The following is a 14847-nucleotide window of genomic DNA, read 5'->3' as shown; positions in this document are numbered from 1 at the left end:
CACACTGCACGCCGTCGCGGCCCCACGCGAGGGGCGGGGGGGGGCAGCGGGCCCCGCCCGGCCCTGCGGGGGGCCCGGGCCCGTGCCGGGGTCCGCACCGGAGTGCGGACCACGGCACAGGTGTCACTCCGTGCGGAGCGAGGTCAGCGGCACCTGGAGCGCCATCACCTCGCTGCCCCGACCGGCGGTCCAGCCGCGGCCCACGTGGGGTGCCACCCGTGTGACGGCGTGCGGGAGCCGTACGCCGATCAGGTCTCCCTCGGTGATGCTCTTCGGCCCCAGCAGCAGGCCGCGGCGGGCCTTGCGGGCGCTGGACATCCAGCCGCTCATACCGCCCTGGACGCCGTCGGCGGTCGCGGCGTAGACGAGGCCGAGGCCCTGGTCGCGGCCGGACACCGTGATCTCCTTGAGGAGTTTGTCGGCGCCGGACATCGCCAGCAGGTCGGCGTCGTCGACCATCACCACCCGCGGTCCGGGCAGCGCGGCGAGCGCCGAGCGCACCGCCTCCTCGGTCGGCTCGGTGTCGGTGATGACGCGGACCGTGGTGTGCCTGCTGAGCCCGCGCAGCGGGGACTCGCGCGGGGTGAGGACGACCAGTGAGGTGCCGCCCGCGAGCAGCGAGACCGCCAGCGAGGCCAGGGCGTTGCTGCGCCCGGACCCGGTGGGGCCGATGACGCCGAACACCGCGGACGCGCCCGCGAGGTCCACACCGACCGGTTCGCCCTCGTCGCCGCCGACGCCGAGCAGTCCCCACAGGGGCCGCCGCTGCTCGGCGGGAACCTTGTCGTAGACGTCGGCGAACTCCGCCGACCTGGGCAGCGAGGCCACCTTGAAGGGGCGCCGTGCCTGCGGCACCCGCGCGTCACGCTTGAGCGCGGCGGCGCCGATCTTGCGGAGCGCCTCGACCTGCTCGGTGCCGCCGCCCGGGGCGAGCAGCGCGACCTGGGTCTCGGTACCGGTCAGGACGTGCCAGCCGCGGCCCGGCGGGATGTCCGCGGGCAGCTTGGCCGCCTTCATGCCGATGGCCTGGACGTCGGAGCGGTCACCGGGCCGCAGCAGCAGCCGGTGGTCGTTGTGCGCCGCCATGCGGCCGCCCAGCAGGGCACGTTCCGAGGTGCCGACGAAGTGGATGCCCGCACCGGCGCCCTCGCGGACCAGGCGGACCATGTCCTGGTACATGTGGCTGTACTCGTGCTCGTCGAGCATGGCCGACAGGGCGTCCCAGCCGTCGACCAGCAGCAGGATGTGCGCGGGGCGTTCCGCCTTCGGCAGCACCTTGCGCAGTTCGCCGATGCCGGTGGCGTTGTGCTGCTGCGCCAGTTCCTGGCGGTTGACGAGTTCCTGGTTGAGGCGGCGCAGCAGCCGTTCCAGCCGTTCGGTGTCGTGCCGGGCGACGACGGCGCCGCAGTGCGGGAGGGTGGTGAGCACGGCCAGGCCGCCGCCGGCCGCGTCGATGCCGTAGAAGTGCACGTCGGCGGTGCTCTGGTGACGGGCGGCGGAGCCGGCCAGGGTGCGCAGCACCTGGGTGCGGCCGGACCGGGGCGCTCCGATGACGTACAGGTGGCCGAAGCTGCTGAGGTCCGCGGCGGCCACGTGGCGCTGCTGCAGTTGCGGCACGTCCTCCAGGGCGTACGGGATGAGCAGGCGTCCCTCACGGACGGGGTTCATCGCGTCGAGGTCGTCCAGCAGGACCCGGCGCTCCAGCGCGGGGAGCCAGGGGCTGGGCTGCGGGATGTAGTCCTCCAGCCGGTCCACGGCCGTGCGGATCTCGTCGACCAGGACCTGCAGGTCGGTGGGGGCGGGCGCCTGGGCGCTCTGGGTGAGGACGACTTCGGAAACGGCCGGCGCTGCGGCGCGTCCGAGTGCGTCCCAGGACAGTTCCGCCGCCACGACGGGCTTGCGCGCGCCGCTTTCGGCCTCGGTCTCCTCGTCGGTCTTCGGCCGCGGCCGCTCGGCGCCGACCCAGGCGGTCTGGAAGGGCTCCGCGGACTTCGGGCCGCGCCGCACCAGGGCGCGGCCGGGGGTGGTGGCGGAGATGTCGACGGCGTCCGTGACGTCGATGACGTCCTGGCTCTCGGACTGGTCGGTGACCCGCAGCGCGATCCGGAGGTTGGTGTTGGCCCGGATGTCGGCCGTCACCACACCGGCGGGACGCTGGGTGGCCAGGACCAGGTGGATGCCGAGGGACCGGCCCCGCTGGGCGATGCTGATCAGGCCGGGCACGAAGTCGGGTACCTCGCGCACCAGGGTGGCGAACTCGTCGATCACCAGCAGGAGCCGGGGAAGCGGCGCGAGCGTGGGGTCGGCGGCGCGCTTGGCCTGGTACTCGGGGAGGTCCTTGGCGTTGGCGGCGGCGAGGACGTGCTCCCGGCGCATCAGCTCGGCGCCGAGGGACTCCAGGGCGCGTTCGACGAGGTGGGCGTCGAGGTCGGTGACCATGCCGAGGGTGTGCGGCAGCTGCGCGCACTCCTTGAAGGCGCTGCCGCCCTTGTAGTCGACGAGCACGAAGGTCAGTTCGTCGGGCCGGTTGGCGGCGGCGAGGGAGGCGACGAAGGTCTGCAGCAGTTCGGACTTGCCGGAGCCGGTGGTCCCGGCGACCAGTCCGTGCGGACCGTCCTGGACGAGGTCGAGGGAGAACGGGCCCTCGAAGCCGCTGCCGAGCACGAAGGAGGTGGTGGAGGGCCGGGCTCGCCAGCCCGCCAGGATCGTGTCGGCGCTGGGCGGTTCCTGGTTCAGCAGGTCCAGCAGCTTCACGCGCTGCGGCAGTCCCGCGTCGTGCTCGGGGCTGACGTCGCGGACCGGCGCCACGGCACGGGCGACCTGCTCGCACCACTCGGGCGTGACCTGGTCGGCGCGGACCGCCGGGACGTCGGGCGTGCCGGGGCGCTTGACGGTGAGCCGGCCGGCCGCGGCGAGCACCACTCCGGTGCTCTCCTCGGGCAGCAGCCGCTCCTGCTCGTCGAGGCAGACGCTGAAGACGCGCGCGGCCGGGCCCTCGGTGAGGACCTGGACCATGCCGGGTACGTCGCGCAGCCTCCGGGCGCCGTCGGCGATCACCAGGATGTCGGGGCCGATGAGGGCGGCGTTGCGGTCGGAGGTCGTAGCCCGCTTGCGGACCTGGATCTGCGCGACCAGTTCCGAGACGCGGGCCGCGGTCGACTCGGGGTCGTTGCCGATGAGGACGAGCGGGCCGCCGGGCGCGGCGGGCCGCACGTGCGGGAGCCAGCGCACCCAGGCCCAGTCGTCGGCGCGCCCGGGATCGGTGAGCAGCACGATCCGCAGGTCGCGGGGGCTGTGCAGCACCGCCGCCTGCACCGCCATCCAGCGGGCGAGCGGCTGCACCTCGGCCGCGGGGCCCGCCACGCCCACCACGCCGTGGCCGCTGAGGTCCATGCCGATCGGGGCGTCGGGGATGTTCCAGCGGATGGTGCGGTGGTTCTCGTCGCGGGCGGGGTCCTCGAGTTCGCGCAGCGAGGGCTGGTCGGCGGTGCCCAGCCGCAGGACGAGGTGGTCGGGGTCGTGGCGGCGCCGCTCCCACAGCCGGCTGCCCGGCCCGGTGGCCATCAGGGCGACGGCGGCGGGGTCGGGGCCGGTGACGTGGCGTACCCGGCGCTCGCGGGCGACGGCCTCGCGGACACCGTCCTCGACCGCGGCGCGCCGACGGTTGTACTGCCGGTCCGCCTCCTCGTAGTCCTTGCGGGCGGTGCGGCGGCCGGTGACCCAGTTGGAGACCATCATCATCGGGCCGAGCGCGATGAAGACGACGAAGTAGTACGACTTGAAGATCGCGACCATGAAGAAGCCCATGATCACCGGGGCGATCATCATGGCTGCGGGGAAGGGGCGCTTGCCGGGGGCCGAGGGCGGCGAGGGCAGCCGGACCCGCTCGCCGTCCAGGTGCGGGGCGATGCGGGGCGGGCGGTTGTAGTCGATGCCGAAGCCGTCCGCGGACTGGGTGACGGCGGCGTCCGCCTCGACCGGCGCGCTCATCCGCAGCAGGACGGAGCCCACGGTCAGGTCCTCGCCGGGCGGCCACGGCACGGGCTGTCCCGGGGCGGCGGTCCGCTCGGTGGTGACCCGCTGCGGGCGGGTGCGGCGCAGCGCGGTGACGGCGTCGTCCGGCGGGGGCGCGGCGACCCGGCCGCGCACCTCGTCGCCGGGCGCGGTACGGGTGCGGTGCCAGTGTGCGGAGCCGTCGGCGCCGACCGTCACCCACAGCCCGCCCTCGGGGACGCCATGGCCTTCGAGGCGGATCGCGCACAGCGGCCCGGAGCCGATCTCGTGGCTGCCGAAGCCGAGCAGCCAGGTGCGTCCGGCCTGCGGTCCGGAGACCACGTGGACCTCGGCGAGCACCGGCCCGGCGTCGGTCTCCGCGGCGACCCGCACCCGGTCGGGGTCAGTTCCGGCGGCGCCGAGGCCCAGGACGCCGCCTTCGCGCAGTCCTGCCGAGGCGACGGGCGCGTCCGGGTCGAGCCGGCGGCCGTCGAGGTAGAGGTCGCGGGTGCGCGTCCCGTCCACGGCCTCGGCGAGGTCCGCGACGGTGGTGCGCGGTGGCAGCCCTACGAGGTGGTCGCGGCGCGCACCGTCCGCGCCGTCGACGGTGGTGATGGTGAGGTTCACGGTCTTCCCAGTTCGGGCGTCACGAGGACGAGGAGCGTGCGGTGGCGGCGGAGACGCCCGCCGGTCCGAATGCGGTCGGCTCGGCGAGGTCGTCCTCGTCGCCGTGTTCGGTGGCGGCGGGGGCGGTCTCGGGGCGGGGGGCGGCCGGGGCGGGCTCGGGGCGGGGGGCGGTCGCGGAGACGGCCATGGCGGTGGGCGGGAGTCCGGTCTCGACGAGGTCGTCGTCGGCTGACAGGGTGCCGAGCACCTTCGGCGGGTTCGGACCGGAGCCACCGTCGTCCCCGGGGACGGGCGGCAGGGTGCGTACCAGCCGGGCGACGGCGCGGGCCAGGGGCAGCGCGTCGACGGTGAGGGCGGGCGGGCCTCCGTGCAAGCGCAGGTGGCCGTCCCGGTCCGCTTCCAGGATCAGGGTGCTGTGGTGGGCCACGCCCAGGGTGAGCAGGCGCACGCGGGCCGGACGGTTGCGCTCCGGTGCCTCGGCGCTCACGGCGTAGCCGGCGTCGAGCCGCTCGAAGACGTCGGTGGGGCCGTCGTGCCGGGGGTGCACCCCGGCGCCGACCACGACGCGACCGGCGGGGAGGCGGGCGTCGAGCTGGGCCGCGAGGGCCTGCAGGACCGCGCGGGCGGTGCGCCGCTCGCCGGTGACGGAGACCGCCGGGGGAACGGCCGTCAGGTCGAGGAGCACCGCGTCCGTACCGGCCCTGCCGAGGCAGACGAGCACGGGGGCCTCGCCGCCGTGCCCGGTCTCCGGTGCGGTGCCGAGGTCGGCGCGGCCGATCCACCACAGGCGCGGCTCGGCCGCGTCGCGGGCCCAGGGTTCGGGCAGCGCGCCCTCGCCGTGGCCGTGGGCGACGTACACGCCGACGACGTCGGTGCCCAGCAGCGTCGCGTACGGCCGGGCGCCGGGCCGTTCGGCGGCGGCGCGGCGCAGCGCGGTCGCCGCATCCGTCCACCCGGCGTCGTCGCGCAGCAGGCGCGCGAGCACACGCAGGCCGCTGCGGTGCCGCAGCTGCGTACGGACGGGCGTGGCGAAGGCGCGTGCGGCCGTCGTCAGTTCGCGCACGACGCGGCGGCGCAGTGCGCCCCAGCCCCCCTTGCGGCGGACGAGCCAGTGCGCCACCACGACGACGAGGATCAGCAGACCGATGAGCGCGATGAGCCGGGTCCAGCCGGCGGGAACGTTCACGCGGCCACTCCGTCCACACCGCGGCGGGCGAGTTCGGCCCTCAGGGCCCGCACGCCGTGGTGGGTCCGGGACTTGACGGTGCCCCGCGGTACGCCCATCTCGGCGGCGGCGTCGGCCCCGGTCTGGTCCATCACGTGCACCCGGACCACGGCCTCGCGGTGCGCGGGCGGCAGGGCGCTCAGCGCGGCGAGGAGCACGGACCGGTCCTCGACGAGACCGGCGTGGTCGCCGGCGTGGTCGAGCGCGGTGCCCGCGAAGTCCGCGGCGGTGATGCCGACGGGCACGGAGCGGTCGCGGCGGCGATGGTCGACGACCAGGTTGCGGGCGACCCGGAAGAGCCACATGCGGACCGGACGCTCGTGCACGTCCAGCCGCCCGGCGCGCTGCAGGGCACGCAGCAGGGTCTCCTGCAGCACGTCCTCCGCGGCATGCACGTCGCGGCCCATGAGGCCGGTGACGAACCTCCGGAGACTGTCCCGCTCGGCGATGATCAGGCTGGCGACAGCACTGTGTTCGTCGGCGCCGCCGGTGTTGTGGTCCGCGAGGATGTCCGCCTCGCCCTCACGACAGTCGGACTCGTTCACACACATGGCGTAAAGATTAAGCTGCTGAACGAGATGCTCTGACCACAGTGTTGGCGCATATTCGATCATTCACTGTCACACTTGGTGAAATCTTAAACTATTGTTCACCTTGCCGAAATCGAAGGGCGGACGCGCGCCCTACGCTTCCGCGCAGATTCCCGAGCCGACAGGAGACCACGTGCCTCCCCATCCCGATCCACGGGACCCCGAGGTTCTCGACGGGGCCACGCCCCGTTTCGCGGACACCTTCGCCCGACGCCCCTCGCTGCCGCACCGGCGGCTGCTGCCGGACAGGCGGGCGTGGAGCGTTCTGGCGACCACGTCGGCCGTCATCGGCTGCGCGGTACTGGTCGTGCCCTTGATGGCGCGAATCGACGTGCTGCCCGACGGGGGCGGCAAGGGCGACCCGGTGGCGGCCGTCCAACCCAGCGCTTCGCAGAGCGGCGTCCTGCCGGCGTCGCCCGGCACGAACGGAACCAAGGGCTCCCCCGCCGGGGGCGGCAACGTCCCGCCGGCCTCCGGGCCCCGGGGAGGCACGAACGGCGGCGGCGCGGCGGGCGGCACCGGCAGCACCGGCGGCGGCCTTCCGGCGGTGGGCGGTGAACCCGGCAGCACCGGAGGCGGCGGGAGCACCGGAAGCGGCGGGAGCGGCGGCGGTTCGGCCACCGGCGGCGGTTCGGCCTCCGGCGGTTCCGGCGGCTCGTCGGGCTCCACATCGGGTTCGTCGGCCGGCCAGCCCACGCCCAGCAAGACGCAGCAGCCCGCCACCGTGCCCGGCGTGCGGATCCGCAGTTCGCAGAGCGGACGCTGCATCGCGGTCAGCGGCGCGAAGAACAGCACCGGCCGCGACGGCGCCCGGCTGCAGATCCAGGACTGCGACGGCGGCGCCTGGCAGAAGTGGGACTTCCGCTCCGACGGGACCATACGCGCTTTCGGCATGTGCATGGACCTGGCCGCCGCCTCGTTCACGGACGGTGCGGTCATACAACTGGCCCGCTGCAACGGCGGCTGGGCCCAGCAGTTCAGGCTCAACACGTCCAGCGACCTGACGAACAAGAACAAGTGCGTCGACGTGGTCGACAAGGGCACGGCCGCCGGCACCCCGCTCCAGCTGTGGACGTGCTACGGGACGAAGAACCAGAAGTGGTACAAGTCCTGACAAACCGCACATGACACACCGCACGTGAACGCCGTCCCCGCCCCTCCTCGGGGCGGGGACGGCGTTCACGTCACGGCGGACGGGGTCGGGGGGTCGCAGGTCGGCCCGGCCGTCAGCCCCGGCCGTCCGCCAGCACCACCGAGCGCGTCAGGTGGCGGGGCGCGTCCGGGTCGAGGCCACGTGCGGCACCGAGCGCGGCGGCCAGCCGCTGGACGACGACCAGGTCGGAGAGCGGGTCGCGCCCCAGGGCCACCAGGCGTCCGCCGGTGCGGGCGATCTCCCCCGCCAGCCCGGCTGGGAGGTCCGCGGGGTCGCCGAACCACCAGGCCACCCGGCCGGGCCCGGTGACGCTGATCGGGCCGTGCCGGTACTCCATGACCGGATACGCCTCCGTCCAGGCGCCGGCCGCCTCCCGCATCTTGAGCGCCGCCTCCTGCGCGACGCCGTAGGCCCAGCCGCGGCCGAGGAAGGTGAACTGCTCGGTCTCCAGCAGCCCGTCGGGCAGCGGCGCGGCGAGCGCCGCCTCCGCCTGGGCGGGCAGTCCGGTCAGGTCCTCCCCCAGCAGGGCGCGCAGCAGGACGAGTTCGGTGGTGGCGAAGCGCGTCTGGACGACCGAGGTCTCGTCGGCGAATTCCAGCACCACCGCCGCGTCGGCCAGCTCCATGACCGGGGTGGCGGGATCGGCGGTGACCGCCACCGTGGGGGTGGTGCCGCGCAGCCGGGTCAGCACCTCCAGCACCTCGGTCGTCGTGCCGGACCGGGTGAGGGCGACGACCCGGTCGTACGCCCGGCCGGCCGGCATCTCCGAAGCGGCGAAGGCGTCCGTCTCACCCTGCCCCGCGGTCTCGCGGAGCACGGCATAAGCGTGCGCCATGAACCACGAGGTGCCGCAGCCCACCACCGCCACCCGTTCACCGGCCCGGGGCATCGCGGAGCGCCACGCCGCCGTCTCCGCGTCGTCCGCGAGCCCGATGGCGCGGCGCCAGCACTCCGGCTGGGTCCGTATCTCGGTCTCGGTCCTGCTCTCGCTCATCGATGGACTCCGTCCCTGTCCGGCGGCCCTTGACACCGAGCACGCCCGGTCGAGCATCATGTGTGAAGTTGCTCGACCCTAGCAATTTTCCTGCAGAAAATTGCATGCAGCTTCATACGGTGGCGGGACGGCGGAAGGGGGGAGACGGCCGGTGCGACGGCAGGCCAGGTCAGGCGCGGACGACCTCCACGCCCGCCGCCGCGAAGGGCTCGGTGAGCGCGGTCGGGGCGTCCCGGTCCGTCACCAGGACGTCGACCTCCTCGACCGGGCAGATCCGTGCGAAGGCACGCTTCCCGAGCTTGGAGGCGTCGGCGACGACCACGACCCGCTCGGCGCGCCGGGCGAGCGCACGGTTGATGCTCGCCTCGCCCTCGTGCCGGGCCGCCGCGCCATGGGTGACGTCGATGGCGTCCACGCCGAGGAAGACCAGGTCGAGGGTGAGCTGCGCGAGGAGTTCCGCGGCCAGCGGCCCGATCAGCTCGTACGAGGCCGGCCGGGCGACGCCGCCGGTCACCACCAGCTTCACGTGCCGCCGGACGGCCAGTTCACCGGCGATGTTCAGCGCGTTGGTGACGACGGTCAGCGCGGTCTCGGTGCCGCTGTCGGCGAGGTCGGCGCGCGCGGCGAGGGCGCGGGCGACCTCGGTGGTCGTGGTGCCGCCGTTGAGCCCGACCACCGTGCCCGGCTTCACCAGGGCCGCCGCCGCCCGGGCGATGCGCTCCTTCTCCGGGGCGTTGCGGGCGGCCTTGTAACGCAGTGGCAGGTCATAGGCGATCGCGTTGATCACGGCGCCGCCGTGGGTGCGGGTGACCATGTTCTGCCGGGCCAGTTCGTCCAGGTCGCGCCGGATCGTCGCGGCGGACACCGCCAGTTCGGCCGCTGCGGCCTCGACCTCGACGCTCCCGTCGCGGGTCAGCATCTCCAGCAGCGCGCTCCATCGGGCCTGTGGTCCCGCCATCTCCTCGCCCCCTGTCGGTGGGTGTGCCGGCCCGGCCCCGCGCCCACGCGCGGCAGCGCACATTTCTGCGCTTTTTCCAGGTCGAACCATCATCTTGACTCAATATCATTCCATCGAGAGGTCGCCGCGTCATGCCGCTGGTCCCCACCGCCGAACTCGTCCGCGCGGCGCACGCCGACCGACGCGGGATCGGCGCCTTCAACGTCATCACCCTGGAGCACGCCGAGGCGGTCGTCGCCGGCGCGGAGGCGGCCGGACGCCCCGCGGTCTGCCAGATCAGTGAGAACGCGGTCCGTTTCCACGGTGGTTCCCTCGCCCCGATCGCCCGCGCGACCGCCGCGGTGGCCGAGTCGGCCGCGGTCCCCGTGGGCCTCCACCTCGACCACGTCACCGACGAGGCCCTGCTGCGCCGTGCCGCGGACTGCGGCTTCGGCTCCGTGATGTACGACGCGTCCACCCTCCCCCACGACCGCAACGTCGCCGCCACGCGCGCCGCGGCGGACTGGGCGCACGACCACGGTCTGTGGCTGGAGGCCGAACTCGGCGAGATAGGCGGCAAGGACGGCGTGCACGCCCCGGGGGCCCGCACCGACCCCGACGAGGCCGCCGCCTTCGTGACCGCCACCGGGATCGACGCCCTCGCGGTCGCCGTCGGCAGCTCGCACGCCATGACGACCCGCACGGCGCGGCTCGACCACGACCTGATCGCCCGTCTCCGCGGTGCGGTGACCGTCCCGCTGGTCCTGCACGGCTCCACCGGCGTCCCCGACGACGAACTGCGGCGCGCCGTCGCCGCGGGCATGGTCAAGATCAACATCGGTACGGCACTCAACATCGCCTTCACCGGCGCGGTGCGCGGCTTCCTTTCGGCCGACTCCGCCACCGTCGACCCGCGCCGCTACCTCTCCTCCGCGCGCACGCAGATGGCCGCGGCCGTCGAGAGCGCCCTGCGGGTCCTCGGCTGACGCAGGACGCCGGACGCCGGACGCCGGACGCCGGGCGGCGGGCGGCGGGCGGCGGGCGGGTCAGCGCCGGCCCGCCGCCTGGAGTTGCCGGAGCGTCCAGCCGCGCCCCCGCACGTCCAGCGGGCGCGTGGCGGCGGTGAACAACTCCGCGGCGCGCCGGTAGGAGAGCCGCCCGCGGCCGGTGCGGAACAGCGGCCCGTCGACCCGCCCGAGGGCGAGCAGCGGCAGCAACCGGGCCGATCCGTCCCCCCAGCGCAGCGGCACCCCGGTGCTCCGGCGGGTGCGGCGGCCCGGCAGGTCGAGGTCGTCGACGTCCAGCGCGAGCAGCCGTTCGATGGTGGCCCCGGTCTCGTGGAGCAGATGCCAGAACGCCTGCTCCCGCAGCGGCGCGGACAGCCGGAGCACCTCACGCACCTGGTCGGCGCCGAGTCCGGCCCCGGCTCGGCGTGCCTTCGGCACGGGCAGCGCCCGCAGGTCCTGCGTGGGGTCGCCCGACAGCCAGCCCTGCACACGCCACCACGTCACGGCGCTGCAGAGCACCGACAGTTCACGGTTGGCGGTGCGGGCACCGACCGCCGCGGACCGTGCCGTGAAGGCCTCGCGCAGCCGCCCCGCGGTGCCCGGTGCGTCGAGCAGGGCCAGCGGTACCGCCGGGGGCTCGGCGTTGCGGCGCCCTCCGCCGACGGGCAGGGGGCGGTCAACGAGCCCCCAGGCCCAGGTGGCCAGCGCGATCCGGTAGACCCGCCGCGAGCCTGCGCCCAGCCCGGAGGCGGCGAGGAAGCGGTCGACAGCGACGGCGTACTCCACCGGCTGGGTCATGCGACGCCCCTCCCCTGTCGATCCCGAGATCGACCGCAGTAAATCACTCTGTGGTGTGAACTGCGGCCATCCTAAGTTGATTCGACCCGACTCAATAATTTCTTTCGCGAGCCTGGCGTGTCGCCGCGCGCCCCCTGCACGCTGCGCCCATGGCATTCGATCTCCGCCCCGCGGTCCTGCGCGAACGCGACTTCCGGCGCTTCTTCATCGGCTACACCACCTCGTTGTTCGGATCGTCGATGGCGTCGGTCGCGCTGGCCTTCGCGGTCCTGGAGACCGGCGGCGGGGGCACCGAGCTCGGCCTGGTCCTCGCGGCGCGGATCCTGCCGCTGGTGCTGGTCCTGCTCGCCGGAGGCGTCCTCACCGACCGGTGGGGCAGCCGGCAGGTGATGCTCGCCGCGGACGTCACCCGCTGCCTCACCCAGGCCGGCCTCGCCCTGGCCCTCCTCGGCGGCGATCCGCACATGGTCACGCTGATCGCGCTGGTCGTCGTCTGGGGCGCGGCCGAGGCCCTGTTCACCCCGGCTCTCGACGCGCTCGTCCCCCGCATCGTGCCGGGTGACGCGCTCTCCGACGGCAACGCGCTGCTCGGCGTGGCCCGATCGGCGGCCTCGATCGCGGGCCCGGCGATCGCGGGCGTCCTGACGGCGGCCGCGGGCGCCTCCGCGGTCCTCGCCGTGGACGCCGTGAGCTACGGGGTGAGCGTCGTGGCCCTGCTCCTGCTGCCGCGGACCGTCCGGGCCGCGGGGCCGGCCTCGTCCTTCGTCGCGGAGCTGCGCGAGGGCTGGACGGAGTTCCGCTCCCGGACCTGGCTGTGGGTCACCTCGGTCCACGTCTGCCTGTTCAACCTCTTCGTGTGGGCGCCGTTCCTCGTCCTCGGGCCGCTGGTCGCCCAGCGGAATCTCGGCGGGCCGAGCTCCTGGGGCCTGGTCATGGCCCTGTACGGGGCGGGAGCAGTGGCGGGCGGCGTGGCGATGCTGGGGCGCCGGCCCCGCCGGCCGCTGTTCGTGGGCACGGCCGCCACCCTGGGCTGGGCCATGCCGTCGGCCGCCCTCGCCACCGGGCTGCCGCTGCCGTGGATCTGCGCCGCCGCGCTGGCGGCCGGAGCCGGCTCGGCCGTGTGCGGCACCCTCTACGCCACGGCCACGCAGTCCCAGGTGCCACCGAGTGCGCTCGCCCGGGTCAGCGCCTACGGCACCTTCGGCGCCTTCGCGCTCGGGCCGGTGGGCCTCGCGGCGGCCGGCCCGGTGTCCGTCCTGTTCGGCGTCGCGGGGGTGCTGGGCTTCGGTGCGGTCTGGCAACTCGCGGCCGTGGCCCTGGTCCTGACGCTTCCCGCCGTACGGGCGGCCCTCCCGCGGCCCGGGTCGACGGCCCCGGCCCCCGGCGGGGAGCAACAGGGCGTGGGCAGCCCCTCCCCCTCGTCCTGAGCCCTGCGGGGCCGTCAGGCGCGGTCGTGGGGTCATGCGCAGCGCCCGGCCGGACGGGGGCAAGGTGCAGCGTGAGCGTGTCGACCGCCCGGCGTCGAGCGCCGGGCCGATCGCGACGCCGCCGGCCATGAGGACGACGTCGAGGTCGTCACCGCGGAGCTCACGCGCGGCGGCGAGGCCGTGACGAAGCCGTCGAGGGGGACCGCGAGGTCCCGGGCTGCCGGATCCGAATCGGGTTGCCGTCGACCTGCGGGAACCGTTAGCGTCCCCCGGCCGACCGGGTGTCACCGGCCGGCTTCGTCGACGAGGAGGTGTGCGGCACATGTGCAGGAGTGCCCGGCAGTCGGTCCCGCGTTCCCTTTCCCACCTCCTCACGACGGAGACACCTTGTCCATGCGCATCACCCCACTGACCGACCCCGCTCACGGCCCGTCCGGCTACCGGCTGGCGTGGCTGGCGAGCGACGCGGACGCGATTCCTCTCGGATCGGCGTTCCTGCGCCTGTTCAGCGGTCCCGGCCAGGAACACCTCACCGAACTGAAGCTCCACGTCCATCCGGTCGAGCGGCGCCGCGGCGTCGGCTCGCGGCTGCTCGCCGCGGCCGTGGCGGCTGCCCGGGCGGACGGCCGGCGTTGCGTCATCGCCCAGGCCGAGGCCGGTTCGCCCGGTGACCGTTTCCTCCCGGCACGGGGTTTCCGCAAGGCCCTCGCGCTGACGTTCGCCCGGCTCCCGATGGCCGACGTGGACATCAGTGCCCTCGGTGAACTCGTCGAGCGTCCGCACCCCGGATACCGGCTGGCGTCATGGCACGGGACCGTGCCCGATGACCTCGCCGCGACGTTCGCCGCGTCACGCCGGGCCATGGACGACATGCCGATGGACGACGTCGCCTACGGCACGGTGACCTGGGACGTGGACCGGGTCCGTGCTGCCGCCCAAGCCGTCGAGGCGCGAGGGGAGTCGCTGCACACCGTGGTGGCCGTCGACGACGCGGACGGCTCCATCGCCGGGTTCACCGAGCTGGTCGTGCCGGGCGACGGCAAGGGGGACGGCCAGCACTACGGCACCGCAGTCCTGCCCGAGCACCGGGGACACGGTCTGGGGCGGTGGATGAAGGCCGAGTCGATCCGGCAGGCGCGCGAGCGCCACCCCGGACTCGACGGTCTGCTGACCGATACCGCCGACGGCAACCGGCCCATGCGGAACATCAACGACGCGCTGGGCTATCGACCCACGCACCAGGCGATCGAGTACCAGCTCGACCTGTAGGGCGCCGGGACGGGGCGCGGGCTCCTCCCTCGCCCCGTCTCAGACGAGCTGCAGCAGGCAGCCCGCCGCGAAGACCGCGACGAGCAGAAGCGCGGCGAAAGCCGTCGTCAGCGCGACGCATGCCGCCTGGTCGCCGCCTGCGCCGTCCCGCCGGGGGCGGTCCAGGGGCAGGCCGGCCCAGCGGACACCGGCGGCGGGGCGGACCGTCAGACCGTGGTCCGACGCGAGGGCGGCGACGATCGGCAGGCCCCGGCCGTGTTCGGAGGTGCCGTGCGTGACGGCGTTGGTGACCAGCTCGGAGACGACCAGGAGGGCGTCGTCCGCGGCCTCCTCCGGCACCTCCGGCAGGTCCAGGGCACTGCGCACCTGACGCCGCAGGGTGCCGAGCTCGCGCGGGCCGTGCCGGACGGGGAAGCACAGGACGGCGTCGTGCACCCGCCCGTGGCGCAGCCGCCACGGGCGGGGCGCCGCGGGCAGGACGTCCAGGAGTCGTTCCAGGCCGTAGCTGGTCCGACGGCCGGTCGGCACGCCACGACCGGCGTCCTCGGCGGCGGAAGGTCCTGCCTCCCACCACGGCGGAGGCCGGCGCACGTCAGCGGCCCGCGCTCTGGCCGCCGTCGACCGGGAGCACCACACCGGTCACGAAGGGCGCCCTCTCCAGGTACAGGACGGCCTCGACGATGTCGTCGATCTCGCCCATGCGCCCCACCGGGTGCAGGCCCGCCAGCATCTCGTGGGTCTCCACCGGGTGCATCGGGGTCTTGATCGTCCCCAGCGCCACCGCGTTCGCCCGGATGCCCTGCGTCGCGTACTCGGTCGCCAGCGCC

Annotated in this window: 12 protein-coding genes; 4 read left to right on the top strand and 8 right to left on the bottom strand. The window is 74.6% G+C overall.

All coding sequences use genetic code 11. From position 1 onward, the window contains the following. Nucleotides 1-123: 123 nt before the first annotated feature. From ACFYYN_RS39900 to ACFYYN_RS39890, 3 genes are read right to left on the bottom strand one after another with little or no spacing between them, the layout of a single operon-like run. The gene (locus ACFYYN_RS39900) at nt 124-4620 is read right to left on the bottom strand and encodes an FtsK/SpoIIIE domain-containing protein (protein ID WP_500549689.1); all 4497 of its coding nucleotides are present in this window, start codon (nt 4618-4620) and stop codon (nt 124-126) included. A 19-nt stretch (nt 4621-4639) separates the two neighbouring features. Then, entirely contained in the window at nt 4640-5806 is a 1167-nt protein-coding gene (locus tag ACFYYN_RS39895) for a hypothetical protein (protein WP_500549688.1), read from the bottom strand. Beyond that, nucleotides 5803-6396 (bottom strand): sigma-70 family RNA polymerase sigma factor, encoded by a 594-nt coding sequence (locus tag ACFYYN_RS39890; protein WP_500549687.1) that lies wholly within the window; start codon nt 6394-6396, stop codon nt 5803-5805. The genes ACFYYN_RS39895 and ACFYYN_RS39890 overlap by 4 nt, the downstream gene beginning before the upstream one ends. A gap of 172 nt (nt 6397-6568) precedes the next feature. Between ACFYYN_RS39890 and ACFYYN_RS39885 the strand changes: the two genes are divergently transcribed. Then, nucleotides 6569-7549 (top strand): ricin-type beta-trefoil lectin domain protein, encoded by a 981-nt coding sequence (locus ACFYYN_RS39885; RefSeq protein WP_500549686.1) that lies wholly within the window; start codon nt 6569-6571, stop codon nt 7547-7549. 112 nt (nt 7550-7661) lie between these two features. Here ACFYYN_RS39885 and ACFYYN_RS39880 read toward each other — a convergent pair whose 3' ends face one another. Then, nucleotides 7662-8582, bottom strand: a complete 921-nt coding sequence (locus tag ACFYYN_RS39880; RefSeq protein ID WP_500549685.1) for an SIS domain-containing protein — start codon at nt 8580-8582, stop codon at nt 7662-7664. Nucleotides 8583-8751: 169 nt separating this feature from the next. Next, nucleotides 8752-9540, bottom strand: a complete 789-nt coding sequence (locus ACFYYN_RS39875) for a DeoR family transcriptional regulator (protein WP_500549684.1) — start codon at nt 9538-9540, stop codon at nt 8752-8754. A 131-nt stretch (nt 9541-9671) separates the two neighbouring features. Here ACFYYN_RS39875 and ACFYYN_RS39870 point away from each other — a divergent pair, with 131 nt between their 5' ends. After that, nucleotides 9672-10505: a class II fructose-bisphosphate aldolase gene (locus ACFYYN_RS39870; protein ID WP_500549683.1), complete on the top strand. Its 834-nt coding sequence runs from the start codon at nt 9672-9674 to the stop codon at nt 10503-10505. A gap of 60 nt (nt 10506-10565) precedes the next feature. Here ACFYYN_RS39870 and ACFYYN_RS39865 read toward each other — a convergent pair whose 3' ends face one another. Beyond that, nucleotides 10566-11324, bottom strand: coding sequence for a site-specific integrase (locus ACFYYN_RS39865; RefSeq protein WP_500549682.1), 759 nt, complete (start codon nt 11322-11324; stop codon nt 10566-10568). A gap of 149 nt (nt 11325-11473) precedes the next feature. On the opposite strand from ACFYYN_RS39865, the gene ACFYYN_RS39860 reads away from it, so the two are divergent. Together ACFYYN_RS39860 and ACFYYN_RS39855 are read left to right on the top strand one after the other, a co-directional pair. Continuing rightward, nucleotides 11474-12751: an MFS transporter gene (locus tag ACFYYN_RS39860; protein ID WP_500549681.1), complete on the top strand. Its 1278-nt coding sequence runs from the start codon at nt 11474-11476 to the stop codon at nt 12749-12751. 387 nt (nt 12752-13138) lie between these two features. Beyond that, nucleotides 13139-14020: a GNAT family N-acetyltransferase gene (locus tag ACFYYN_RS39855; RefSeq protein ID WP_500549680.1), complete on the top strand. Its 882-nt coding sequence runs from the start codon at nt 13139-13141 to the stop codon at nt 14018-14020. Between the two features lie 39 nt (nt 14021-14059). Here the strand turns inward: ACFYYN_RS39855 and ACFYYN_RS39850 are convergent, their stop codons facing one another. Beyond that, nucleotides 14060-14548, bottom strand: a complete 489-nt coding sequence (locus tag ACFYYN_RS39850) for an ATP-binding protein (RefSeq protein WP_500549679.1) — start codon at nt 14546-14548, stop codon at nt 14060-14062. A gap of 64 nt (nt 14549-14612) precedes the next feature. Further along, the coding region (locus ACFYYN_RS39845; protein WP_500549678.1) for an SDR family oxidoreductase at nt 14613-14847 on the bottom strand (235 nt) is incomplete at its 5' end.

This window comes from Streptomyces sp. NPDC001902 (assembly GCF_042891295.1).
GTDB lineage: Bacteria > Actinomycetota > Actinomycetes > Streptomycetales > Streptomycetaceae > Actinacidiphila.
The sequence above is the reverse complement of the archived record's forward strand: the minus strand, read 5'-3'. Positions and strand labels throughout refer to the sequence as shown.

Bases quoted from the DNA above. Each gene is read 5' to 3' on its own strand.
- ACFYYN_RS39890 (WP_500549687.1), bottom strand. From the start codon at position 6,396: ATGTGTGTGAACGAGTCCGACTGTCGTGAGGGCGAGGCGGACATCCTC.
- ACFYYN_RS39880 (WP_500549685.1), bottom strand. From the start codon at position 8,582: ATGAGCGAGAGCAGGACCGAGACCGAGATACGGACCCAGCCGGAGTGC.
- ACFYYN_RS39860 (WP_500549681.1), top strand. From the start codon at position 11,474: ATGGCATTCGATCTCCGCCCCGCGGTCCTGCGCGAACGCGACTTCCGG.
- ACFYYN_RS39875 (WP_500549684.1), bottom strand. From the start codon at position 9,540: ATGGCGGGACCACAGGCCCGATGGAGCGCGCTGCTGGAGATGCTGACC.
- ACFYYN_RS39870 (WP_500549683.1), top strand. From the start codon at position 9,672: ATGCCGCTGGTCCCCACCGCCGAACTCGTCCGCGCGGCGCACGCCGAC.
- ACFYYN_RS39865 (WP_500549682.1), bottom strand. From the start codon at position 11,324: ATGACCCAGCCGGTGGAGTACGCCGTCGCTGTCGACCGCTTCCTCGCC.